Annotated in this window: 26 protein-coding genes, 1 tRNA gene and 2 pseudogenes; 17 read left to right on the top strand and 12 right to left on the bottom strand. The window is 62.9% G+C overall.

Features of this window, described 5'->3' with window-relative positions; translation table 11 throughout:
* Positions 1-23 precede the first annotated feature (23 nt).
* From FJ972_RS02900 to FJ972_RS02885, 4 genes are all read right to left on the bottom strand, one after another.
* Positions 24-482, bottom strand: a complete 459-nt coding sequence (locus FJ972_RS02900) for a cupin domain-containing protein (protein ID WP_140524266.1) — start codon at positions 480-482, stop codon at positions 24-26.
* 56 nt (positions 483-538) lie between these two features.
* Positions 539-1,555 (bottom strand): zinc-dependent alcohol dehydrogenase family protein, encoded by a 1,017-nt coding sequence (locus tag FJ972_RS02895; protein ID WP_140524264.1) that lies wholly within the window; start codon positions 1,553-1,555, stop codon positions 539-541.
* Between the two features lie 15 nt (positions 1,556-1,570).
* On the bottom strand, positions 1,571-1,921 hold the full coding sequence (locus FJ972_RS02890; RefSeq protein ID WP_319023022.1) for a cyclophilin-like fold protein: 351 nt from the start codon (positions 1,919-1,921) through the stop codon (positions 1,571-1,573).
* Between the two features lie 113 nt (positions 1,922-2,034).
* Entirely contained in the window at positions 2,035-3,225 is a 1,191-nt protein-coding gene (locus tag FJ972_RS02885; RefSeq protein WP_140524260.1) for an MFS transporter, read from the bottom strand.
* 167 nt (positions 3,226-3,392) lie between these two features.
* Here FJ972_RS02885 and FJ972_RS02880 point away from each other — a divergent pair, with 167 nt between their 5' ends.
* On the top strand, positions 3,393-4,286 hold the full coding sequence (locus tag FJ972_RS02880; RefSeq protein ID WP_140524258.1) for a LysR family transcriptional regulator: 894 nt from the start codon (positions 3,393-3,395) through the stop codon (positions 4,284-4,286).
* Positions 4,287-4,347: 61 nt separating this feature from the next.
* On the opposite strand, the gene FJ972_RS02875 is transcribed toward FJ972_RS02880, so the two are convergent.
* Together FJ972_RS02875 and FJ972_RS02870 are read right to left on the bottom strand one after the other, a co-directional pair.
* On the bottom strand, positions 4,348-4,779 hold the full coding sequence (locus tag FJ972_RS02875; RefSeq protein WP_140514275.1) for a nuclear transport factor 2 family protein: 432 nt from the start codon (positions 4,777-4,779) through the stop codon (positions 4,348-4,350).
* Between the two features lie 27 nt (positions 4,780-4,806).
* The gene (locus FJ972_RS02870) at positions 4,807-5,784 is read right to left on the bottom strand and encodes an alpha/beta fold hydrolase (RefSeq protein WP_140524256.1); all 978 of its coding nucleotides are present in this window, start codon (positions 5,782-5,784) and stop codon (positions 4,807-4,809) included.
* 287 nt (positions 5,785-6,071) lie between these two features.
* On the opposite strand from FJ972_RS02870, the gene FJ972_RS02865 reads away from it, so the two are divergent.
* The 9 genes and pseudogenes from FJ972_RS02865 to FJ972_RS02825 all read left to right on the top strand — a co-directional run bounded on the left by FJ972_RS02865 (position 6,072) and on the right by FJ972_RS02825 (position 11,595).
* Positions 6,072-6,404, top strand: a complete 333-nt coding sequence (locus FJ972_RS02865; protein WP_140524254.1) for an ArsR/SmtB family transcription factor — start codon at positions 6,072-6,074, stop codon at positions 6,402-6,404.
* Positions 6,405-6,418: 14 nt separating this feature from the next.
* A pseudogene (locus tag FJ972_RS02860) lies at positions 6,419-6,511 on the top strand (arsenate reductase ArsC); the annotation flags it as partial.
* Between the two features lie 17 nt (positions 6,512-6,528).
* Positions 6,529-7,626, top strand: coding sequence for an ACR3 family arsenite efflux transporter (gene arsB, locus FJ972_RS02855; RefSeq protein WP_140524252.1), 1,098 nt, complete (start codon positions 6,529-6,531; stop codon positions 7,624-7,626).
* A gap of 161 nt (positions 7,627-7,787) precedes the next feature.
* The gene (locus FJ972_RS02850) at positions 7,788-8,369 is read left to right on the top strand and encodes a TetR/AcrR family transcriptional regulator (protein WP_140524250.1); all 582 of its coding nucleotides are present in this window, start codon (positions 7,788-7,790) and stop codon (positions 8,367-8,369) included.
* Positions 8,370-8,464: 95 nt separating this feature from the next.
* Positions 8,465-9,088 carry a hypothetical protein gene (locus FJ972_RS02845; RefSeq protein WP_140524248.1) on the top strand — a complete coding sequence of 208 codons (624 nt, stop codon included), beginning with the start codon at positions 8,465-8,467 and terminating at the stop codon, positions 9,086-9,088.
* A gap of 313 nt (positions 9,089-9,401) precedes the next feature.
* Positions 9,402-9,992, top strand: a complete 591-nt coding sequence (locus FJ972_RS02840; protein WP_140524247.1) for a DUF308 domain-containing protein — start codon at positions 9,402-9,404, stop codon at positions 9,990-9,992.
* Positions 9,993-10,040: 48 nt separating this feature from the next.
* Positions 10,041-10,274, top strand: a pseudogene (locus tag FJ972_RS02835) (multicopper oxidase domain-containing protein); the annotation flags it as partial.
* 154 nt (positions 10,275-10,428) lie between these two features.
* Positions 10,429-10,803 (top strand): avidin/streptavidin family protein, encoded by a 375-nt coding sequence (locus FJ972_RS02830; protein ID WP_140514279.1) that lies wholly within the window; start codon positions 10,429-10,431, stop codon positions 10,801-10,803.
* Between the two features lie 138 nt (positions 10,804-10,941).
* Positions 10,942-11,595 (top strand): hypothetical protein, encoded by a 654-nt coding sequence (locus FJ972_RS02825; protein WP_140524245.1) that lies wholly within the window; start codon positions 10,942-10,944, stop codon positions 11,593-11,595.
* Positions 11,596-11,660: 65 nt separating this feature from the next.
* Here the strand turns inward: FJ972_RS02825 and FJ972_RS02820 are convergent, their stop codons facing one another.
* The 4 genes from FJ972_RS02820 to FJ972_RS02805 all read right to left on the bottom strand — a co-directional run bounded on the left by FJ972_RS02820 (position 11,661) and on the right by FJ972_RS02805 (position 13,845).
* A complete protein-coding gene (locus tag FJ972_RS02820) occupies positions 11,661-11,954 on the bottom strand; it encodes a muconolactone Delta-isomerase family protein (protein WP_140514283.1) in 294 nt (97 codons plus the stop codon).
* Positions 11,955-12,027: 73 nt separating this feature from the next.
* Complete coding sequence (locus FJ972_RS02815; RefSeq protein WP_226880488.1) at positions 12,028-12,300, bottom strand: DUF1127 domain-containing protein; 273 nt, start codon at positions 12,298-12,300, stop codon at positions 12,028-12,030.
* A 93-nt stretch (positions 12,301-12,393) separates the two neighbouring features.
* On the bottom strand, positions 12,394-12,633 hold the full coding sequence (locus FJ972_RS02810; protein ID WP_140524243.1) for a DUF680 domain-containing protein: 240 nt from the start codon (positions 12,631-12,633) through the stop codon (positions 12,394-12,396).
* Between the two features lie 300 nt (positions 12,634-12,933).
* Positions 12,934-13,845, bottom strand: coding sequence for a LysR family transcriptional regulator (locus FJ972_RS02805; protein WP_140524242.1), 912 nt, complete (start codon positions 13,843-13,845; stop codon positions 12,934-12,936).
* A 121-nt stretch (positions 13,846-13,966) separates the two neighbouring features.
* Between FJ972_RS02805 and FJ972_RS02800 the strand changes: the two genes are divergently transcribed.
* On the top strand, positions 13,967-15,121 hold the full coding sequence (locus tag FJ972_RS02800; RefSeq protein WP_140524240.1) for an HlyD family secretion protein: 1,155 nt from the start codon (positions 13,967-13,969) through the stop codon (positions 15,119-15,121).
* Between the two features lie 131 nt (positions 15,122-15,252).
* The gene (locus tag FJ972_RS02795) at positions 15,253-16,836 is read left to right on the top strand and encodes an MDR family MFS transporter (protein ID WP_140524439.1); all 1,584 of its coding nucleotides are present in this window, start codon (positions 15,253-15,255) and stop codon (positions 16,834-16,836) included.
* Positions 16,837-17,107: 271 nt separating this feature from the next.
* Here FJ972_RS02795 and FJ972_RS02790 read toward each other — a convergent pair.
* Positions 17,108-17,184: transfer RNA gene (locus FJ972_RS02790), tRNA-Arg, on the bottom strand.
* A 225-nt stretch (positions 17,185-17,409) separates the two neighbouring features.
* Positions 17,410-18,897: an ATP-binding protein gene (locus FJ972_RS02785; RefSeq protein ID WP_140491502.1), complete on the bottom strand. Its 1,488-nt coding sequence runs from the start codon at positions 18,895-18,897 to the stop codon at positions 17,410-17,412.
* A 301-nt stretch (positions 18,898-19,198) separates the two neighbouring features.
* On the opposite strand from FJ972_RS02785, the gene rpmH reads away from it, so the two are divergent.
* The 5 genes from rpmH to yihA all read left to right on the top strand — a co-directional run bounded on the left by rpmH (position 19,199) and on the right by yihA (position 23,081).
* On the top strand, positions 19,199-19,333 hold the full coding sequence (rpmH, locus tag FJ972_RS02780) for a 50S ribosomal protein L34 (protein ID WP_008833937.1): 135 nt from the start codon (positions 19,199-19,201) through the stop codon (positions 19,331-19,333).
* A gap of 14 nt (positions 19,334-19,347) precedes the next feature.
* A complete protein-coding gene (rnpA, locus tag FJ972_RS02775; protein WP_140491500.1) occupies positions 19,348-19,701 on the top strand; it encodes a ribonuclease P protein component in 354 nt (117 codons plus the stop codon).
* Positions 19,702-19,715: 14 nt separating this feature from the next.
* Positions 19,716-21,536, top strand: coding sequence for a membrane protein insertase YidC (gene yidC / locus FJ972_RS02770; protein ID WP_140491498.1), 1,821 nt, complete (start codon positions 19,716-19,718; stop codon positions 21,534-21,536).
* A gap of 250 nt (positions 21,537-21,786) precedes the next feature.
* Positions 21,787-22,425 carry a CatB-related O-acetyltransferase gene (locus tag FJ972_RS02765; RefSeq protein WP_140524238.1) on the top strand — a complete coding sequence of 213 codons (639 nt, stop codon included), beginning with the start codon at positions 21,787-21,789 and terminating at the stop codon, positions 22,423-22,425.
* Positions 22,426-22,499: 74 nt separating this feature from the next.
* The gene (yihA, locus tag FJ972_RS02760) at positions 22,500-23,081 is read left to right on the top strand and encodes a ribosome biogenesis GTP-binding protein YihA/YsxC (RefSeq protein WP_246670972.1); all 582 of its coding nucleotides are present in this window, start codon (positions 22,500-22,502) and stop codon (positions 23,079-23,081) included.
* Positions 23,082-23,092 lie beyond the last annotated feature (11 nt).

Here is a 23,092-nt window from a genome sequence, read left to right as displayed (position 1 = left end):
ATGCCTTTCGTTCCTGCGTACGGTCAGCGGTATTGCTCGTCGGAGACAGGCTCCAGCCAGTCGACATTCTTGCCGTCATGCATGTAGCTCAACGCGATATGGGCCATCGGGCTGGTGGCGGTTGCGCCATGCCAGTGCTTCACCCCGGCGGGAATCCAGACGACGTCGCCTGGATTGATGACGAGGGCCTCCTTGCCGTCTTCGCGAATCCAGCCTTGGCCTGATGTGACGATCAGCAATTGACCGGCAGGATGGGTGTGCCAGACGGTGCGCGCTCCGGGAGCAAAGTTCACCAGCCCCGTGCTTGCGCGCGTTATCTCGGTGGCGGGAAACAGCGCAGTGATGACCGCTTGCCCGGTAAAGTTTTCTGCCGCTCCGATCATCGCCGGCGTGCTGCCGTTTGTGCGGATTTCGATGCCCTGCGCTTGCACGGGCATGCCTCCCGCTACACTCGCGGCCGCTGCTGTCAGGATTTTCTTCATTTTGGTCTCCTTAAGATTTGCTCCCCTGCATTTGTGGGCTGAACGCAGCGCGGCGCTTACAGACGAAGCAGCGTCTTGATCGCCCGCCTCTCATCCATGGCGCGATAGCCCTCGGCGACATCGGCCAGCGGCAGGGTCAGGTCGAAGACCTTGCCGGGATTGACCTTGCGCTCCAGCACCAGATCCATCAGATGCGGAAGAAAACGGCGCACGGGCGCGGGGCCGCCGAGCAGGCTCTTCTGGGCGAAGAAGAGGCCCTGGCCGTCGAGCTGGACGCCATGCGGCACGCCGACGAAGCCGATCGAGCCGCCGGGGCGGGCGCAGTTGATCGCCTGCATCATGGATTCCTGCGTGCCGACGCATTCCAGCACGGATTCCGCGCCGACGCCGCGGGTCAGATCCTTGATCCGCGCCACGCCGTCATCGCCGCGCTCCGAAATGATATCGGTGGCGCCGAATTCGAGCGCGAGATCCTGGCGCGTCTTGTGGCGGCTCATGGCGATGATGCGCTCAGCGCCCATCTGCTTGGCCGCAAGCACGCCCATCAGCCCGACCGCGCCGTCACCCACGACGACCGCGGTCGCGCCGGGCTCGACGCGCGCGGCGTCGGCGGCATACCAGCCGGTGCCAAGCACATCCGATGCCGCCAGCAGGCTCGGGATCAGATCGTCCTCGGGCATGCCGGGGGTGGCGACCAGCGTGCCGTCGGCAAGCGGCACGCGCAGCATCGGCGCCTGCGCCCGGCTCATGAACTCGCGCTGCTCGCAGGACGAGGGGAAGCCGAAGCGGCAATGCGGGCAGGTGTTGTCGGAGGTGCAGAACGAGCCGACGACGAACTGGCCGGGCTTCACCGTTCTCACCGCGCTGCCCACTTCCACCACCACGCCGCAATATTCGTGGCCCATATGCATCGGTTCGTTCAGCGGCTGGAGCCCGCGATAGGGCCACAGGTCGGAGCCGCAGATGCAGGTGGCCGAGAGCTTGAGGATGGCGTCGGTGGGATGAAGGATTTCGGGCTCCGCCACTTCCTCGCAGCGGATGTCGCCGGCACCGTAAAGAACTGTTCCGAGCATGGTTTTCTCCTTGAGCTATGTCAGGCGTTCTATGCGTATGTTGAAGCGTCCGCCGCGCAGCAGCGGCGCGATACCGCTGTCCAGCCGGCCGAGCCGGATCAGGCCGCGCGAATACCGGTAGGGGCCATAAAAGAAGATGAGATTGCCCCAGGGCGCGTAGTAGGCGATGTCGCCGATGGCCTCATTGTCGAACGGGCCGCTGCCCTCGAGCCGCAATTTGCGCGGCAGGTAGCCGATCTTCTCGACGGATGCGTAGTCTTCCAGTGTCAGATCGAGCGGTAGCATCGCGGCGAAATCCTGCGCGCTCGGATTGTCGAACAGGGATGCCGTCAGGCGCATTGCGTCCACTTCAATAGCAATCCTCATCAACGGTTTCTCCTGTCCGTCCGTTCCGCCGGCTTGGCCTGGCGCGGCGGAGGGTGCGAACGCGGCTGCCAGTGCGGCGGCAACCGCGGTGCGGCGCGTCATGTGGCTGCGTGTCATGGTGCGCCCTTGGAGTGGTCATGGGCGGCTGCCGCCGCGGCCAGCGCGGATCCCACAAGCAGCACCGCGCCAAGTGCGAAGGGGCTTCGCCAGCCGAGCGTGTCCAGCAGCAGGCCGCCGCCCGCCGCGCCGAGCGTGATGGCGAACTGGATGACGGCGACCTGCAAGCCGCCGCCGGCTTCGGCATCGTCGCGCAGCGCGCGGCTCAGCCAGGTGCCCCAGCCGACCGGCGCCGCGGTTCCGAAAAAGCCCCAGCCGACGAGCAACGCGGTGACGGCCACCGGCATCGATCCAAGCACGATCAATGCGACCGCCAACAGCGCCATGGCCAGCGGAATGATGATGACGATGCCGTAGAGCCGCGTCTTGAGCAGCCGGCCTATGGTCCAGGTGCCGGCGACGCCTGCTAGTCCCATCACGAGCAGGATCGCCGAGAGCGCCGAAACGCCGACACCGGTCACGGTTTCCAGGAAAGGCCTGAGATAGGTGAAGAGCGCGAACTGGCCCATGAAGAGCAACAGGATCGAGGTCATGCCGAGCGCGACCTGACGGCGCAGCAGCAACCGGAGGACATTGCCCGACGCCTTGCGGCCGCGTGGCGGCAGCGCAGGCAGGCTGAAGCTTTGCCAGACAAGGGCAAAGAGGGCCAGCGGCACCACGAGGAAGAACGCGCCGCGCCAGCCGACATAATCGCCGAGCAGGCTTCCGAGCGGCGCCGATATGGTTGCCGCGATGGCGTTGCCGGCGTTGATCATCGCCAGGCCCTCGGACACGGAGTCCTCCGGCACGAGGCGCATCACGATCGCGGTGGACATCGACCAGAAACCGCCGATGGCAATGCCGAGCAAGACGCGGCCGATCATCAGCACGGCATAGTTGGGCGCAAAGGTCACCACCAAGCCGGACACGGCGAGCAGCAGCGAGAACGACGTCAGCACCAGCTTGCGGTCGATATGCCGCGTCAGGCCGGCGATGAACAGGCTGGTGACGACCGCGAAGATGCCGGAGACCGAGATCGCCTGTCCCGCCCGGCCTTCGGTGATGCCGAGCCCGTCGGCGATCGGCGTCAGCAAGCTGACCGGCATGAACTCGGAAGCGATGAGGACGGCGACGCAAAGCGTCATCGAGAACACCGCACCCCATGCTGCCCGAGGCTTCACCAGCCTGTCGTCGTAAGTCGTTTCCATCAGCCGTCACCACGCACAAAAAGCCGGCCGCCGGAAAACGCATCGGCGGCCCGTTCGCGACAGGAGATAGCGCCGGACTATTGGAATGATTAGCGGCTGAAAGTCGCTTGAACTTATCGATGCAGGCCATAAATAACGTCGGGCCGTATTCAGCGGGGCAGAAGGCCATGCGCGAAAACTTCAACGATCTTCTGTGGTTCCTGATGGTGGCCGAGGAGCGCAGTTTCACCAAGGCCGCCGCCAAGATCGGTATTACTCAATCGACCCTCAGCCACACCATCAAGCGGCTCGAAACGCGCCTGGGCCTGCGGCTGCTGGCGCGAACGACGCGCAGTGTCTCGACGACCGAGGCGGGGGAGCGGTTGCGTCAATCCCTGGCACCGCGCATCGTCGATATCGAAACCGACATCGCGGCGCTGACGGCCTATCGCGACAAACCCTCGGGGACCGTGCGCATCACCGTCTCCGATCATGCGCTCGAGCAGCTGGTCTGGCCGAAACTGCGGCCTGTCCTTGCCGACTATCCCGACATCAAGCTCGAATTCAGCCGGGACAACGGATTGCGCAACATTGTCGAGGATGGTTTCGATGCTGGCGTGCGGCTTGGCGAAAGCGTGGAGAAGGACATGATCGCCGTGCGCATCGGGCCGGACTGGCGACTTGTTGCCGTAGGCTCGCCGGCCTACATCGCCGGACGTGGCGTGCCGAAGGCGCCGCAAGACCTGATCGGCCACAATTGCATCAACCTGCGCATGACCAGCGCCGGTGGCCTCTATGCCTGGGAATTCCAGAAGGCCCGCCAGGCTCTGCGTGTGCGCGTCGATGGCCAACTCGTGTTCAACTCGACCCTGCCGATGGTCGACGCCGCCATTGCCGGCTACGGGCTTGCCTATGTGCCCGAGGATCTGGTCACGGCGCATGTTGCCGCCGGCCGGCTGCAACTCGTGCTCGACGATTGGGCGCCGAAATTCGCCGGCTATTACCTATACTATCCAAGCAGTCGCCAGAACTCGCCGGCCTTCAAGGTCATTGTCGACGCGCTTCGAAAACACAGCCAATGATGGCCACCACACAGAAGCCGAGGAGGGGGCTGAGCACAACCGGGAATGGGAGCGGCGGACCTCAGATGATGCCGTGCTTCCTTAACAGCGCCTGCTCATCGCCCGCCACCCATCCGAATATCTTCGGCTCCCCGTCGAGTTTCCGGACAAGGTAGTGAACGTCGAAATCTATCCCGACGTCCGCTTGGCCCTCGCGGGCATAGGTCGCGGTCCACGCAACATGGGCAACGCAATGATGCTCGTCGATCGGCGAGATGCCGATGTCGCGTATCCGCATCTCTTTCGTTCCGATTGCCCGGTAGTGAGCATAGCCCTGAGCCATGACTTGCTTGAGTTGATCGTCGTTCTTTCCGGTCACGACGCCGGCAGGCGAGGCGGCTATGAACTCCGACGTGTAGAGCGACGCGGCCTCATCCATATCCATGCCGCCGCCAAGCGACTCCTTGAAAAACCGCTGATAGCGTTCAAAAAATCTCTTTACGCTCATCTCCATGATTTCCGCTCCGGTCGTGTCCTCGGATCAGCGCTGTTCCCGCACGCTCCGGAGGAAATGGATCATCGCGGCGTTGACCTCGTCCGGGCGTTCCTGCTGGGTCCAGTGCCCGCAGCCGGGCAGCATCAACTTGTCGCGGAGTTGCGGGACGAAATTTCCGAGATTGGCCAGCAGCTGATCCATTCCGGGGAAGGCGACAACCAGATCGCGGTCGCCCGCTATATAGAGGGCGGGAACCTTGATCCGCGCGCCCGCAAAGGGCGCCATCAGCTCCCAGTTCCGGTCGATGTTGCGGTACCAGTTGAGACCTCCCGCGAAACCGGTGCGCTGGAACTCGCCGGCGTAGAAATCGAGGTCGCCTTGGCTGAGCCAGGGCGGTAGGCCCGGCGGTGCCTCGACGGCTTGCAGGAAACCTCCATCATGTGGAACCATGCCGATTCCACCCCCGCTCGTGCCCGAGGCATCCCCCGATGCGGCGTAAAGCATGGCCCGCACCGTGGTCCGGGGGTCCCGCTCCAGCTCGGCTTCTGCAATGCCGGGTTGCTGGAAATAGAGCTGGTAGAATTGGGAGTCCGTCGTTCGCGGCATCACGCTGGTTGGGCGCACCTTGGCCCGCGGCCGGAACGGCACGCTGAGACCGATGACGGCTTGAAACCGATCCGGGCGCATCAGCGCCGCGTGCCAGGCGACGACGGCGCCCCAGTCGTGGCCGGCGATGATGGCGGTCGGCGCTTCGAGGGCGTCGAGAAGGCCCACCATGTCGCCGACCAGATGGAAGAGCGTATACTGTTCGACCGCCTCCGGCCGATCGCTCTTGCCATAGCCCCGCATGTCGGGGGCGACGGCGTGAAAGCCCGCCGCCGCGAGCGCACTCAATTGATGGCGCCAGGAATACCAGGATTCGGGAAAGCCGTGGCACAAGAGCACCAAAGGGCCATCGCCCTGCTCCGCGACGTTGAGGCGGATGCCGTTGGTCTCGACCATTCGCTGCGTCGGCTCGCTCACGGCTGCTTCTCACGCTCGTGTGTCAGTCTCTGTTTAAGTTTAACGGCTGGCGGCGGACGCCGCAACGAGTGGGTTGAGCGAACCGAATGCCTGTCCCGAAGGTCACGCATCTTTTGTCGCCAGTCTCAGGAGTGATCGCGGCAATGAATATCCGAGATTTGGTCGGCGCCCGCTTTGCGGTTCCCGAACTTCTGCCCCAGCTTCAAACGCGATGAGCGCGCTTGCCTATTGTCACCCGGCTGTCATATGTCGGCACTAGGAAGCCTTAGTTCTGGATTTATGGATACGTGGATAAAAAATCAGCTCTCCTCGCTTTGGCGGCACTCGGCCAGGATACAAGGCTCGAGGTCTTTCGCCTGCTTGTCCAGGCGGGCGCCGGGGGGACCCCCGCCGGCGAGATCGCTTCCCGCCTCGACATCGTGCAGAACACGATGTCGGCGCACCTCAAGGTTCTTGACCATGCCGGCCTCGTCCGCGCCGAGCGCGATGGTCGCACAATCCGCTATGTTGCCGACATGACGGGATTCCGCGATCTGCTCGCCTACCTCATGGAAGACTGCTGCAATGGCGCGCCAGAACTCTGTCGGCCCGTGATCCAGGCGGTCACCTGCAAGTGTTAGAAGAGGCATCCGCCATGAGCGAGCCATGCAACGTTCTTTTCCTCTGCACGGGCAATTCGGCAAGGTCGATCATCGCCGAGGCGATACTCAACCTTCCGAAAGCCGGCTGAGCAAGGAAAGTATCATGAACGATCACGCTTTGAGCGCGGGCGGCGGCATTGGTTTCGTCGAGAAATACCTGACCGTGTGGGTGGCGCTGTGCATCGTCGCCGGCATCGCTCTCGGCCATCTCATGCCAGGCGTCTTCCACGCCGTCGGCGAGGCCGAGATTGCCAAGGTCAACCTGCCGGTCGCGGCACTGATCTGGCTGATGATCGTGCCGATGCTGGTCAAGATCGACTTCGCCGCGCTCGGCCACGTGAAGGAGCATTGGCGCGGAATCGGTGTGACACTGTTCGTCAATTGGGCGGTGAAGCCGTTCTCGATGGCGGCGCTCGGCTGGCTGTTCATAGGGTATCTCTTTCGGCCTTATCTGCCGGCCGACCAGATCGACAGCTATATCGCCGGCCTTATCATCTTGGCGGCCGCGCCCTGCACGGCGATGGTCTTCGTGTGGTCGAACCTAACGAAAGGCGAACCGCATTTCACGCTGAGCCAGGTCGCGCTTAACGACACCATCATGATCTTCGCCTTCGCGCCGATCGTCGGCTTGCTGCTCGGCCTCTCGGCCATCACCGTACCCTGGAATACCCTCGTCCTCTCCGTCGCGCTCTACATCGTCGTGCCGGTCATCGGCGCCCAATTCCTGCGTCGGCGGCTGCTCGCCGCGGGCCGCGAAGCCGCCTTGAAGCGATTTCTCGAGCGGCTTCAGCCGCTCTCGCTCATAGCCCTGCTTGCCACGCTCGTGCTGCTGTTCGGATTTCAGGGCGTGCAGATCCTGGCGCAGCCGCTGATCATCGCGCTGCTGGCCGTGCCGATCCTGATCCAGGTCTATTTCAATTCAGGGCTCGCTTACCTACTCAACCGTGTCTCGGGCGAACAGCATTGCGTCGCCGGCCCCTCGGCCCTGATCGGCGCTTCGAATTTCTTCGAACTGGCGGTCGCCGCCGCCATCAGCCTGTTCGGCTTTCAGTCGGGGGCGGCGCTCGCCACCGTCGTCGGCGTGCTGATCGAAGTGCCGGTCATGCTCACCGTGGTCTGGATCGTGAACCGCTCCAAAGACTGGTACGAGGGCGGCCGGGCAGTGTCCCGTGTTGCCGAAAACATTAATGCTCGACCCTGATCGAAAAATTGCGAAATAGCCGTTGATCCTCAGCCGGCCGGGCAGCCTGCTGGTGGACTGCTTTGCAGGAAAAGCTCGGGATGGCCGCGCGACGCACTCCCGTTAATTGCGCGGGTATCCGTCCGCTTGACAGTCTGCCTACTAGAAGGTAGACAGGGTGCATGAGCAACTTTTCAACGACATCTGACGAGATTTTGGCCTCCGCACAAAAGCTGATCATCGCCGGCGGTTATAATGGATTCAGCTACGCAGACATCGCGGCCGTGGTCGGCATACGCAAGGCCAGCATCCACCACCACTTCCCCAGCAAGGTCGATCTGGTGCGTACGCTTGTGTCGCGTTACCGCGAGAACGCCGAAGCCGGCATGGCCGATCTCGAGCGCAGCGTGCCTGAACCGCTCGAACTCGTTCAGGCCTACGCGGGTTATTGGGCCAGATGCATCGAGGATGCAAGCATCCCGTTCTGCGTATGTGCGCTGCTGGCAAGCGAACTTCCAGCGCTTCCGAACGAGGTCGTCTCGGAGGTACGGGCGTATTTTCAGTTTCTCTCGGCGTGGCTGACGTCGGTCATCGAACGCGGCGAACAGCAAGGTTCCCTGAAAATCTCTGGTCCGGCGCGGGTGGAGGCAGAGGCGCTCATGGCCACCGTTCATGGCGCGATGCTATCGGCTCGGGCATACGGAAAGCCTGGCGTCTTCGCTTCAATTCTCGACCCGACCCTGCGGAGGCTGAAGCCCGAATGATATCAGTGCCGGGCGGCTAAGCGACGGGTCGCCCCGACAAGAGCATCGACAAATGCGCCGCGTAAACTACCAACTAGTAGGTAAAGGAATTCCCTATGTTTCACAAACTCCTCTCGGCTCTCTTGGTCATCGGTATCCCGGCGACCTACGCCATCACGGCGCCCGCTCAGGCTCAAAGCCGGGAGGCCGAGCAGATCCACATCAGGGGCAGCGTGGTGAGCTTCAGCGCTTCGACGCTGAGGGTCAACACGCGGGAAGGCGAGACTGTTGACGTTGTCCTGGCTGATGGCTGGAAGATCTCCGGCGTCGCTGCTGCGAAGGTGGCCGATATCAAGCCAGGCGACTTCGTCGGAATTGCCTCGCTGCCGAAGGACAAGGGCGGGGACGGCGCTCTGGAAGTCCTGATCTTCCCGCCCGCGCTGAAAGGCGCAGGTGAGGGAAGCTACGGGTGGGATCTGAAGCCTGACAGCAGCATGACCAACGCAACAGTCGCCGATGCCGTCAAGGACGTCGACGGGCGCACCGTGACTGTTTCCTACCAAGGCAAGGAAAAGAAGATCGCGATCCCGGACGGCACCCCCGTCGTGACCCTCGCTCCGGCAACCCAGGATGATCTGATCCCGGGTGCCGTCGTCTTCATAGCAGGCGAGAAGGCCGCAAGCGGAACGATCGGTCATCAGGTCGTCGTTGGCAAAGATGGCGTGGTCCCGCCCATGTGAGCCAGGTCGCCGCTCGTTCGCAGGCTGTCGACCGTCACGGCGACGCTGGCGAAAGATACGCTGAGCGGTTCGGCGCGGACGAACGCGACAGTGAAGGCCTACCGCTCGTCCGAAATGCCGGAGCATTTCCCATGCACCGGGAGCGGCGCATTCGCCGACGGCTGTGGCCTGCACCTGGCGCCGCCTCTCGGAGGAAGGCGGGCGGACAGTGAAGGCTATGAGGGTGAAACAGCCCTCTTTGACAAACGCCTCGGCCACCTGTGGTCGCCGAGGTGCATCGGACAAACATTGAACCATACCCGAAGGATATCCAATGAGACGCGATCGCGTTGAAGTTGCTTCAAATGACCAGGACAAGTGGCTCAAGCTGTATTACCTCGCCCGTGCGGCCTTTTCCGTCGTCTGGGTCGTGGCCGCTTTGACGGTCGGCCGGCAGTCGGCGTCCATCGCGGCTGTCTTGCTTGTTGCCTATCCTGCCTGGGATGCAGCCGCCAATTATGTCGATGCTTCCCGCAACGGCGGGCTTGCCGTCAATCCTACGCAAGCATTCAACGTTGCAGTCAGTTCGGTGGTCGCCCTTGCAGTCATCATGGCGCTGGCGATGAACATGAATTGGGTTCTCGGCGTTTTCGGCGCGTGGGCAATCTTCTCCGGCCTGCTGCAGCTTGGAACCGCAATCCGGCGCTGGAAAACCGCCGGAGGCCAATGGGCCATGATCTTGAGCGGAGGCCAATCGGCTGTCGCCGGCGCCTTCTTCATCGCGCAAGCGCAGATGTCCGCACCGCCCTCGATCGCCAACATCGCAGGCTATGCTGGCTTCGGCGCCTTCTATTTCCTCGTCTCAGCCCTTTGGCTGACCGTCTCGCAATCGCGGCGCCGGAGAGTGGCATCGGTTCAAGCATGATCCACATTGTCGGCCTACTGCGTATCCGATCGTGGTCCGGCGATCGACATTCATGGCGGACCATTCGAGGTCGTCGCGCGCGACGGCGAGACCATTCCCCCTTCGGCCCGCTTCCTCGCCGACACCATCAATGTCGGTCCGGGCCAGCGCTATGATGTCGTCTGGACGGCGCGGCGACCCGGCAAATGGCTCATCCACTGCCACATTCCGCACCACACGACGAACAACAATGTCGAGCAAAAGGGCGGCGGCGGGCTGATGGTCGTCATCGACGTCAGCTGACGCGGGCGCCGGAATTGGCGCTGTTGCGGCATCAGCGCCGCACTCGGCCCGGCGACGGCTGCCCAGAGGTTGGCCTCGACGCCGAGCGGCGCAGGCAGCCTCGGAACGCGTGCGGGCCCTGCACGTTGATCCCGAACCGCTCGTGGAGTGCTCCATGCCAGATTGGATCGGGACTTGGCGAAACCAATACGGCTCGACCGTCATCATCGAGGACGATGCGGAAGGCGTCATCCGCGGCACGTTCAGGACGGCGTTGGAAGACAGCAGTTTCTTTGGTCAGGAACTTCCGATCCATGGCGCTGCTTGCGGCGACGTAATCGGCTTCACGGCTGCGGGACAGGGCAAGGCCGGGCCTGCGGCCGTGAGCTACACCGGTATTCTGCGGGAAAGTAAGCTCGAGATGCTTTGGCATACCGTTGCAGGGCAGACCCTTACCGCATCGGCGGAAGGGGCGCCTGCCAGGATGGTCAGAGTTGGGGCATGGCGCGCCTTCGGGACCAGCCTGGATGTGTTCGAGCGCGTGGAATGACCCAGCCTCTCGGGCCGGCGTGGCTCCATCGGCGGCTACGGAAGGCCGCCAGGCCCGCATATGCGCGACTGAAGGCGGCCTGCCGATCCTGAGCGATTTCGGCGGCGCTGTGGTCGAGCCGACCGGAGGACGGATGGGATGGCGGAAGAAGGCAACGACGCGCGGGTAGTCCTGCAATGCATGACAACCGAGCACTTTGTGCTGCAGACCGCCCGCGCGGCCACCATTCAGGAGGCAAATCAGCGCGCCAATCTGTTCCTCACATCGGTCTCAAGCGCGGCGATCGCTCTGTCATTCGTGGCGCAGGTCACGAAAATGGGCACGCCGTTCGTGCTGTTCAGCCTGATCTTGCTGCCCTGCGTTTTCTTCATCGGCCTGGTCACCTTCGTCCGCGCCGTGCAGGTCGCCATCGAGGACATGGTGCACGCCCGTGGAATGGCGCGGATCCGGCACTACTACGTCGAAGTCGCGCCCGCCATGCAAAGCTACCTCGTTCATTCCACGCATGACGATCGCTCGGCGGTGCTCGTGGACAAGGGGCTCAGCCCATCGCCGTTGCAGTATTTCATGACCACGGCCGGAATGGTGAGCGTGATCAGCAGCGCCATCGCAGGTGTCTTTACGGGCATAGCCGCCACAGCGGCAGCCGGCGCCGGAATGGCTCTCGGTGTGGCAGCCGGGATGCTCGCCTTCGCTGCAAGCGTGTTCGTGCTGCGCAGCTACCACCTGCGGGCTTGGGCGGCGGCCGAGCAAAGACTGACGGTTCTTTTCCCAGGCACGCGCGGGGAATGAAGCTCTGCGGAGCCAGGGATCGCTTGGCCGAGGTCCCATATGCCATGCATGCCTTGTGACATCTTCTATTGCCGCGGCCCAAAGCCTCTATATGGCCGTAGCGGAACAATGGAGGTCGTTTCCTGCATGCCGCTTTTGAACAGCGGAAGGGCATTGAGCACCGAGCGAACCTCTTCCTCCGTTTCGGCCTCCATGAGAAGACAAGCACCGCCCATGTCGCCGCGGTTCCAGATTTGTCGCACGGTGCTCGCCATGAAAAGTCGGCGAACGCCTTCGGCTTCGGCTTCCAGTCTCTCGGGCGTGTAGTCCGCGTCGTTGAAGCTTTCCGTCCGCCGACGTGTCAAGACCATGAACTGCATGTTCTTTCTCCTGTTGATGAAGGTAAGGCTTTCCGGTTTGTCCCGGTGGGTGCTTGATGCCTGTCATGGTTATTTAGCGACCATCGGCTGGAACAGGGCGGAAAGGATCGGTTTTCCAGTCTCGGCCGGCAACGTCGGCGCGAGAAAGACCGATGTCTTGCAATTGCGAGTCCGTGAGTTCCATCAGCATGCGGCGGCTCCGGCGCCTTTCCATACCGGCTTCGACCCAGACCAAGATCGCCGCGACGCGCGCCATCAGAATCTGTAGAGCCTCGACTCCACGCCGCTGCGGTGCACTCCTTGTTTCGGCCCGCTCCAAGGCGGCGCCGTTGACGACTGCGTCCATCGCATTTCTCCTTTTTTCGCGACCGGTCGAACCCCGAGGCGAAGGCGGCGAATGAGCCCGCTGCTTTGGGGGTTCGGCGGCCGGAGCCGGTGTCTAACGGTTGCCGAAAAGGTCCCGGCGACGCTCGACCGCCTGATCCTGCGCGATGGCCGCATTGGAGCCCGCATTGAGCAGTTCGTAGGCTGCACTATGCGCGATCGAGGACGTGTGGGTGTTGTCGAGCTGTTCCTGGGCAATCGCATTGATGTCGGAACCGCCGACATTCGGGTTCTCGGCGAGTGCGGCGCCAGTGATGGCCAGGAACGCGGCGGTGGCAAGAGCGATCTTTTTCATGGAAATCTCCTAAGGTTGAGTTCTGGACTTGGGTTCAAGAACAGGTCCTTGCCTGTTCGCCAAGACGATGCATCTTGGGCCCACTCATGATAATCATCGAAGATTGGGAAGGATCATCCGCCAAGAGCGGATAATAGGATCATGAGCGGGCGCGCTGCCTCAGCGCTGGCCCTCCCGGATCGAGGGTTTTGCCATGTCGGTGCTGGCAATCGCTCCGGCCCTTGCCGGCATGTGGCCGACCAGAGATCAGAAGGCACATCAGCCCGCCGACTTTCCGGCGGCGGACGGTGTAACCGTCGTTCAGTACTTCAATTCCATCCACCTGCGGTGTTCGGCAAAGCGCTCGGCCAACAGATCGATGAAAGTCCTCACCTTGGCCGAGACATGGTGACGATGCGGATAGAACGCGTTGATCGCGAACTCGACTCCTGAATATTCCTCCAGCACCCGGACAAGGCGCCCGGCGCTCAGGTCGTCGGCCACGAGGAAGGGCGGCGGTATGAACAGACCGCGGCCGTCGAGAGCAAGGCGTCTGAGCGTCTCCTGGCTGTTGGTCAATAAGTTGCCATCGACGCGGACGGAAACGGGCTCGCCGTCGGGGTCCTCGAAACGCCACTCGTTACCGAAAGGATATGACGCATGGCGCATGCAATTGTGGCGTGCGAGGTCATCGGGCCGACGCGGTGTTCCATGGCGTTCGAAATAGCCGGGCGAACCGCAGACGATGTTGCGCCATGAGGTCAGCCGCCGGACGATCAGGCTTGAATCGGGAAGCGGCAGCGAACGCACGTCAAGGTCGAAGCCCTCCTCCACCATGTCGACCATTCTTTCGCCGACGGTGAGATCGACCGAAACAGCCGGATAAAGGTTGACGAATTCGGAAACGATCGGCGCCAGAAAACGGATGACGCTCATGCTGGAATGAAGGCGAAGTGTGCCTTGCGGCGTCGCCTGAAGCGCTCCCGCGACGCGGTCCGCCTCCTCCAGATCGGCGAGGATCTGCGAGGAACGCTGATAGTAAGCCTGGCCGATCTCGGTCAGGCTCACCTTGCGGGTGGTGCGATTGAGAAGCCGAACGCCGAGCCTTTCCTCCAGCGCCTGGACGTGGTTGCTGACCATCGTCGTCGACATGTTGAGGCGTCGGGCCGCCGCGGAAAAGCCTCCGCATTCCACAACGCGGCCAAACACCGTCAAGCTCGTGAGCCTGTCCATTTCGATTATCCGCTCTTAATGGATGATCCTTCCGTTCTTTCCTCGATTATCACATCAAGATTGCCGTTGCATCGTCCTTGCACCAATCGGCCACTCGGCCCGACCGTGAGAGGAGATTACGATGACCGTAAGCGTCAAACCCGCCACCTTGGAATACCCGGTTGAGGTGAAACCCGCGCCGCGGTCCCGCAAGACGATGATCAAGCGCACCGTTGTCGGGTTGGGTCTGGTGGCCAGCCTGACTTCGGCTGCGCTCTACGGCTATGACTATTGGACGGTCGGGCAGTATCTGCAATCGACCGACGATGCCTATGTCAAGGCCGACTATACGGCCGTCGCGCCGAAGATCTCGGGCCACATCGCCGAGGTGCTGGTCGAGGACAACACTCCCGTCAAGGCGGGCCAGGTTCTGGCCCGCATCGACGACCGCGACTTCAGGACCGCGCTAGACCAAGCGCAAGCCAATGTCGAAGCAGCCGAAGCGACGCTGCATAACCTCGACGCCCAGATCGGCCTGCAGCATTCGGTGGTCGAACAGCAAAAGGCCAACGTCGCCGCAACCGAGGCGAAGCTCAAATTCGCGCAGCAGGAGGGTGATCGCTATAAAACCTTGCTGAAAAGCGGCTACGGCACCAGCCAACGCGCCCAGCAGGCCGAAGCCTCCCTTGGCGAAAACGAAGCCCAACTCCAGCGGGATCGCGCCACACTGGTTGCTGCCCGCAAAGCAATCGACGTGCTCACGACTGAGCGCGGCAAGGCGGAGGCCGAGCGCGACAGCAGCCAGGCCGCCCTGCGTCAGGCGGAACTCAATCTCTCCTACACCACGATCACAGCACCCGTCGACGGCACCGTCGGGGCCCGTTCGCTTCGCGTCGGCCAGTATGTGCAGGCCGGCACGCTGCTCATGGCGGTGGTGCCGCTGAATGCGGTCTATGTCGTGGCCAATTTCAAGGAGACACAGCTTACCCATGTGCAGAGCGGACAGCCGGTCGAGATCGCGGTCGACGGCTTTCCCGGCGTGGCACTCAAGGGCCGTGTCGACAGTGTGTCGCCGGCGAGCGGTCTCGAGTTCGCGCTGCTGCCCCCGGATAACGCCACCGGCAATTTCACCAAGATCGTGCAGCGCATCCCGGTGAAGATCGCGATCAACGACGGCAGGCTCGCCGGCAAGCTGCGCGCCGGCATGTCGGCCGAACCGACGATCGACACGAAGGCAACCATCCTGGCCGAACGGGGTGAACCGGACAGCGGCCGCCGGATCATCGCCGGCTGGTAACTCGTAGCGGCTGCGCGAGGTTCTCCGAGACCTCGCATGGTGGCCGCCACGCCAGTGTCTCACGCGCGCTTCGTCAAACAAGGAATTCAGCCGTGCCCGCAACCCTCACCACCAACCCCACGCCTGCGCCGATGGCAGCCAAAGCATCGAGCCTGGCGCCGACCGATGCCTCTTCCGCCCCGCTCAAGACCTGGATCGCCGTCATTGGCTCGACGCTCGGCGCCTTCATGGCGGTCCTCAACATCCAGATCGTCAACGCATCGCTAGCCGACATTCAGGGCGCCATCGGCGCGGGCATCGATGACGGCGGCTGGATATCGACCGCCTACCTGGTGGCCGAGATCGTCGTCATTCCGCTCACCGGCTGGCTGTCGCGGGTCTTTTCCATCCGCGTCTATCTTCTGGCCAATGCAATCCTGTTTCTCGCCTTCTCGGTTGCCTGCGCCTTCGCGCAAAACCTTCAGCAGATGATTGTTCTGCGTGCTTTGCAGGGCTTTTGCGGCGGCGTGCTGATTCCGGTCGCCTTCACCATCACCATAACCCTCCTGCCGAAGGCGAAGCAGCCGATCGGATTCGCCCTGTTCGCGCTGTCGGCGACCTTCGCACCAGCCATCGGGCCGACAATCGGTGGCTATCTCACCGAGAACTGGGGTTGGCAGTTCATCTTCTATGTCAACTTGGTCCCCGGCGCGCTGATGGTGGGCATGCTGTGGATGTCGCTCGAAAGGGCGCCGATGCAGCTCTCGCTGCTGCGCCAGGGCGACTGGGCCGGGATCATCAGCATGGCGATCGGGCTCGGCGCCTTGCAGACCGTGCTCGAGGAGGGCAACAAGGACGATTGGTTCGGCTCGCCGTTCATCGTGCGGCTGTCCTTGATCGCCCTCGTCAGCCTCTCGCTTTTCCTGTGGATCGAGTTGAGAAGCGAAAGGCCCTTGCTTAACCTCAGACTGTTCGCCCGCTGGAATTTCGGTTTCTCCATCCTGGCCAGCTTCCTGCTCGGAATTGCGCTCTACGGGGCGGTGTTCATCCTGCCCGTCTATCTCGCGCGCATCCAGGGCTACAACGCCCAGCAGATCGGCATGGTGCTGGCCTGGACAGGCCTGCCGCAACTGGTGCTGATCCCGCTGGTGCCGCAGTTGATGAAGCGTTTCGACATGCGCATTATCGTCGCCTTCGGCTTTGCGCTGTTCGCGGCGAGCAATTTCATGAACATCGAAATGACGGCGACCTACGCGTCGGAGCAGTTCTTTTGGCCGAATGTCGTCCGTGCCGTCGGTCAGGCCCTGGTCATGGTACCCCTGGCTGCGGTCGCTACGGCCGGCATCGAGCAGGAGAACGCCGGCTCCGCCTCCGCACTGTTCAACATGATCCGCAATCTCGGCGGCGCCGTCGGCATCGCCATGCTGCAGACTTTTCTGACCAAGCGCGAGCAGTTCCACTCCAACGTGCTGGTGCGGTCGGTGTCGCTGTTCGAAGAGAGCACTCGCGCGCGCATCGAGCATCTGACCCGGTACTTCCTGGCGCATTGCGCCGGCGATCGCGCAGCCGCGATGCACAAGGCCGTCATCGCCATCGGACAGATGGTACGCAAGCAGGCTTTCATCATGGCTTTCAGCGACGCGTTCTATCTGCTCGGAGCAGCCCTTGTCGTCGCGTTCTTCGCCACGCTGCTGTTGCGCAACCCGGGCCATGTCGATGCAGGTGGCGCGCACTGAACCATCGGAAAGGAGAACCATAATGATTTCAAATCCCGACTACGCCTGCGCGGCCCCGGAATGTGAGTCTGTCACGGTGCACCGCCAGGAGACTCAGCAAATTTCGAATGTTTGGCAGAGACTGTGCCGTTCCAAGTAGGGCACTTTAGCCCATAGTGCGATTTTGGCACCGGCTGCCGCCGTCTTGCCAAAACCGGCTGAATTCCGAAAATCGAGCCAGTGGCGTCGCGCTGGAAACGCCTGGAAGTCTATTGATTTCAATAGGATTAAATGGCGCGCCCGAAGAGATTCGAACTCCTGACCCCCAGATTCGTAGTCTGGTGCTCTATCCAGCTGAGCTACGGGCGCGCATCAGGTCATGCTTTCCATGACCCCGCGATCCGATCCTCGAGGACCGGCCGCGAATGTGTGCAGTTCCCTAGCGACTGAATTCGCGAAAAGCAAGCCGATCCGGCAAAAGTTTTGTCGTCGATGCGTCATCCGCTGGATCCGGCCGGAAATCGGGTTGTTCGAAGCGGCATTCAGGGCGAAGGGGGCCGGACCGGTTTGCGGGCGAAACAGCGCCCAAGCCTGTCAGGCCGGGCGGCGCAGCCCGTTGCGGGCCTGGTCGAGCCGCACCGGCTGGTCGGGAATGGTGACGGCGAAGGTGGTGCGCCCGCCGATCGATTCGACCAGCTCCACCGTGCCGCCATGCGCGCGGATCAGTTCATGCGCGATCGCCAGGCCAAGCCCGGTGCCGCCGCTGCGCGCAGAGCCGCGGAACGCCGCGAACAGGTTCTCGCGCGCCTTCGGCGGCAGGCCGGGACCGGTGTCGGTCACGACGATGCGGCTGACGCTGCCCATGCGCTCGGCCGAAACCGCCAGCCGGCGCACCACGGCGCTCTCCGTGTCCGCCGCCATCGCCTGCACGGCGTTGCGGCACAGATTGGTGAGCACGCGGAACAACTGGTCGGAATCGGCGTCCACCTCGAACGCCTTTTCGACCGCGTTGATGAACTCGATGCCTTCCTCGATGTCGAGCAGGCCGTGCACGTCCTCGACCAGCTGGCGCAGCCGCACGCGCCGGCGCGAAGGCGGCGGCTCCTGCGTACGGCCGTAATGAAGCACGCCTTCCGAGTAGGAGACCGCACGGTCGAGCGCACGCAGGAGCTTCGGCGCGAAGGCCTGCACGGTCGGATCCTTGACCTGGCGCAGGCGGTCCGAAATGAGCTGCGCCGAGGCCAGGATGTTGCGCATGTCGTGGTTGATCTTCGACACGGCGAGGCCGAGGTCGGCCAGGTGCTTCTGCTCGGTCAGCATCTTCTGCAGCCGCTCCTGCATCTGCGACAGCTCGCGCTCGGCCACCCCGATCTCATCGGCGCGAGCGGCGGGATGAATGATCCGGCTGGGGTCGTCGGGGGCCTGCGAGAAGGACAGCATGGAGCGCGTCATGTTGCGGATCGGTCCGATCATGATCAGGTCGATCGCGGCATAGACCAGCATGGCCGTGAACAGCGAGATCAGCAGCGAGACGAAGGCGACGTTGCGCGAATAGATAAGCATCGCCTTGCGCAGGCTGTAGTCCGGCATGATCAGCTCGAACTCCTTGTCGCTGTCGCCGACCGGCCCGAAGACGCGCAGCATCCGGTCGCCGCCGAAAAACAGCGTGTCGAGCGCGCCGGTCATGCCCTTGACCATGCCGACGCTGGCGAGGTCGATGTGCTCGTCGACCTGCGGCGGCATATCGGCCACCACAAGCAGCCGCGACACGCCGCCGTCGCGCACCGCGATCGCCTTGGCGCCGATCGCCATAAGCACGTCGTTCTGCGCCGTGCGCGACAGCGAGGTCGGTTCGCCCTGCACCAGCACGATCGATACGGCAGCGGCGGTACTCAGCCGCTCCTTGAGCCAGGCCAGCCGGTAGCTGGCGATCCAGGGCAGGAAGATGAGCACCTCGGCCAAAAGCACGAAAACGATGGTCAACAGCAGCAGTTTTGTCGACAGGCCGCGCGACAAGGGTACGCTGCGGACGGCGGCTGGCGCTGGTCCTGTCCCTTCCTCGGCGTGCGTGGTTTCGCTCATGCGGTCCTGTCTTCACAATCGCTTGATCAGCCCAGATTAGGCGATTGCGGCTTTTTTGCCAATTTCCCCCTTGGTCGGAGAGATATAATTGCCGCCGAAAGTGCGCATCCCGGGCCCGGCGACACCGGCCCGGCACCGGCCCGGCACCGGATTGACTTCCAAAACCCTTCTTTCTATAAGCCCGCTCACGCTTGGGCCATTCGTCCCGGCGCGGTTTCGATCGCGCCAAAGCCGGCCCGGCAAAGCTCCTGTTACAGAGTGACAGAATCAAGAAGGGCCGCACCCCGCGGTATTAAAACAAATGAAGCGTACCTACCAACCGTCCAAACTCGTCCGCAAACGCCGGCACGGTTTCCGTGCCCGCATGGCCACCAAGGGTGGTCGCGGCGTCGTCGCAGCTCGCCGCAACCGCGGCCGCAAGCGGCTCAGCGCCTGAGCGAGACAAGATCGTTGCCCGCAACCGGCAAGCCAGTGGGACAAAATCCCAAGCGGCTTCTGAAACGCGCGGAATTCCTGGCCGTCCGCCGTGGTGAAAAACGTCGCGGGCGGTTTTTCCTCGTCGAGGTCCTCGACCGCGGCGACGGCGGCGCGCCGCGCGTCGGCTACACCGTCACCAAGAAGGTCGGCAACGCGGTCGTGCGCAACCGCGTCAGGCGGCGGCTGAAAGAGGCCGTGCGCACCCATGCGGCCGATGACATGATGCCCGGCAATGATTATGTCATCGTCGGGCGCGATGATGCGCTCCGCGCCCCGTTCGGCCAGTTGAAGGTCGAACTCTCCCGCCGACTTCGCGGAACACGATAGGCCAAGGGCTCTCGATGGAAAACAACCGAAACTTCTTCATCACCATCGCGCTGTCGGTGCTGATCCTGACCCTGTGGCAGGTCTTCTACATGAACCCGCGCGTCGAACAGCAGCGCGAGGCGGCGCGCGTCGAGCAGCAGCGCGTGGAAGAGCAGAAGAAGGCGGCGGAGACAGCCAATCCGGGCGCGGCAACGCCGGCACCGGCCGGCACCGCTCCCGGTGCCATCCCCAACGCGCCCGGCGGAGACACCGTTACCGCGGCCAGCCGCGACCAGGCGCTGGCGGCTTCGAAGCGCGTCAAGATCGACACGCCGAGCCTCGAAGGCTCGATCAACCTGACCGGCGCCCGTCTCGACGACCTCAAGCTCAAGCACTACACCGAAACCGTCGACAAGGATTCGCCCAAGATCGAACTGCTCAACCCTTCGGAGTTGCCCAGCGGCTACTTCGCCGAGATCGGCTTCGTCGGCAACGACAAGACGGGCACGGTACCGGGCGCGGATACGGTGTGGAACGTCGAAGGCAATCCGACGCTGACCCCGTCGACGCCGGTGACGCTGACTTACACCAGTGACAAGGGGCTGACCTTCAAGCGCACCTTCTCTGTGGACAGCGACTACATGTTCACCGTTTCCGACGAGGTGCGCAACTCGGGTTCGGCCCCGGTTACGCTATCGAATTACGGCCGCGTAACGCGCTACGACAAGCCGGCAGTCGCCAGCACCTACGTGCTGCATGAAGGCCTGATCGGCTTCACCGGTGCGGAAGGCCTGCAGGAACACAAATACGCGTCCATCGAGAAGGACAAGGAAGTCAAGCCGGGCAAGTCGACGGACGGCTGGCTTGGCATTACCGACAAATACTGGGCGGTGACGGTGGTCCCGAGCGAGAAGCAGCCGTTCCAGCCGCGCTTCGGCTATTTCGTGGACGGCCGCCACCGCTACCAGTCCGACTTCCTCACCGACCCGATCAATGTCGAGGCCGGCCAGTCGGCAACCGTCGAGACCGAGGTCTTCGCCGGCGCCAAGGAAGTCGCCAAGATCAATGCCTATGCCGAAGACCGCCACATCAAGCGGTTCGACCTGCTGATCGACTGGGGTTGGTTCCACTTCATCACCAAGCCGATGTTCTGGCTGATCGACACGCTCTACAAATTCCTCGGCAATTTCGGCCTGGCGATCCTCGCCACCACCGTCATCGTCAAGGCCATCTTCTTCCCGCTCGCCAATAAGTCCTACGCGTCGATGGCGAACATGAAGAAGGTGCAGCCCAAGATGCTCGAGATCCGCGAGAAATACGCGGACGACAAGATGAAGCAGCAGCAGGCGATGATGGAGCTGTACAAGACCGAGAAGATCAATCCGCTCGCCGGCTGCTGGCCGGTGGCATTGCAGATCCCGGTCTTCTTCTCGCTCTACAAGGTGCTCTACATCACCATCGAGATGCGCCATGCGCCGTTCTTCGGCTGGATCCAGGATCTGGCCGCGCCCGATCCGACCTCGATCTTCAACCTGTTCGGCCTTGTTCCGATCACGCTTCCGCACATGCTGATGATCGGCGTCTGGCCGCTGATCATGGGCGTCACCATGTTCCTGCAGATGCGCATGAACCCGACGCCGCCGGATCCGACGCAGGCCGCCATCTTCACCTGGATGCCCGTCATCTTCACCTTCATGATGGCTGGTTTCCCGGCAGGCCTGGTCATCTACTGGGCCTGGAACAACACGCTGTCGATCCTCCAGCAAGGCGTGATCATGAAGCGCCAGGGCGCCAAGATCGAACTGTGGGACAATCTGCTAGCGCTGTTCCGCAAGAAACCGTCGCCAGCGGAATAGAGGCGCCGGCTCACGATTTCAAAAAACCCCGGCTCGTCCGGGTTTTTTCTTGTGCGCCGGCATCGGTCCACGTCCGCCCGCGATGGGCGAAACTGCAAACGCGCGGCACCGTCCGATCCGGCAAATGCGCTTGTCCACCATCGAAGACTCGCTCCCGGGGCGATTGGTGCTATACGGCGGATTACGCTACTTTGACGAGGTGTGCGCCGACGCGGGACGCGTCCGCCAGCCAATTCCCGGACGAACCGCCATGACCGGACCCAATCCCGACATCAAGCACCCGATCCCGATGCACACGCGCGTCGGCTTCCTCAAGGCGCTGGTGAGCGCGCCCAACATCGAGATCGGCGACTTCACCTATTATGACGATCCGGAAGGGCCGGATAAATTCGCCGAGAAATGCGTGCTGCACCACTATTCCTTCATCGGCGACAGGCTGATCATCGGTAAGTTCTGCGCCATCGCCGAAGGTGCCCGCTTCATCATGAACGGCGCCAACCACGCCATGTCCGGTTTTTCAACCTATCCGTTCAACATTTTCGGCCATGGCTGGGAAAAGGGTTTCGACCCCGTCACATGGTCGAAGGAGGTGCGCGGCGACACGGTGGTCGGCAACGATGTCTGGATCGGCATGGAGGCAGTGATCCTGCCGGGGGTGCAAATCGGACATGGCGCCATCGTTGCGGCGAAGTCCGTGGTCACGCACGACGTGCGGCCCTATGCCATCGTCGCCGGCAACGCGGCCAAGGTCGTCAAGATGCGTTTCGACGACAGGACGATCCGGCGGCTGCTGGCGGTGGCTTGGTGGGATTGGCCGGTGGACAAGATCAGCCGCAACCTCGATGCCATCAGGGGCGCCGATATTTCTCTTCTGGAGACAGCAGCTTGAACGCTCAATACAGCACCACGATCGGCACGGACCTGTTTACCCGCGGGTGGATCTTCATCCGCGGTGTGCCCGCCATGAAGTTCCTGCCGCCGGAAGGGCCGCCGGAAATCGCCTTTGCCGGCCGCTCCAACGTCGGCAAGTCGTCGCTGATCAACGCTCTGGTCAACCAGAAGGGCCTGGCGCGCACCTCCAACACGCCAGGGCGCACGCAGGAACTCAATTATTTCGTGCCGGACGGATTTTCGGGGGAGGGCGCCGACCTGCCGCCAATGGCATTGGTCGACATGCCGGGCTACGGCTATGCCACCGCGCCCAAGGAAAAGGTCGACGATTGGACGAAGCTGGTCTTCGACTATCTCAAGGGCCGTGTCACGCTGAAGCGGGTTTATGTGCTGATCGACGCCCGCCACGGCATCAAGGCCAAGGACGACGAGGTGCTGTCGCTGCTCGACAAGGCGGCGGTTTCGTACCAGGTCGTGCTGACCAAGACCGACAAGATCAAGGCCGCCGGCGTGCCGCGGCTGATTGAGGAGACGCTTGCCAAGATCAAGAAGCGACCGGCGGCGTTTCCTTTCGTGCTGGCGACGTCATCGGAAAAGGCCGAGGGCCTGGAGGAGCTGCGCGCCGCGATCGTGCTCGCGGCCAATGGCGGCTAGCGGCACAAAAA

It is taken from the genome of Mesorhizobium sp. B2-1-1 (assembly GCF_006442975.2).
Taxonomy (GTDB): Bacteria; Pseudomonadota; Alphaproteobacteria; order Rhizobiales; family Rhizobiaceae; genus Mesorhizobium.
The sequence above is the reverse complement of the archived record's forward strand: the minus strand, read 5'-3'. Positions and strand labels throughout refer to the sequence as shown.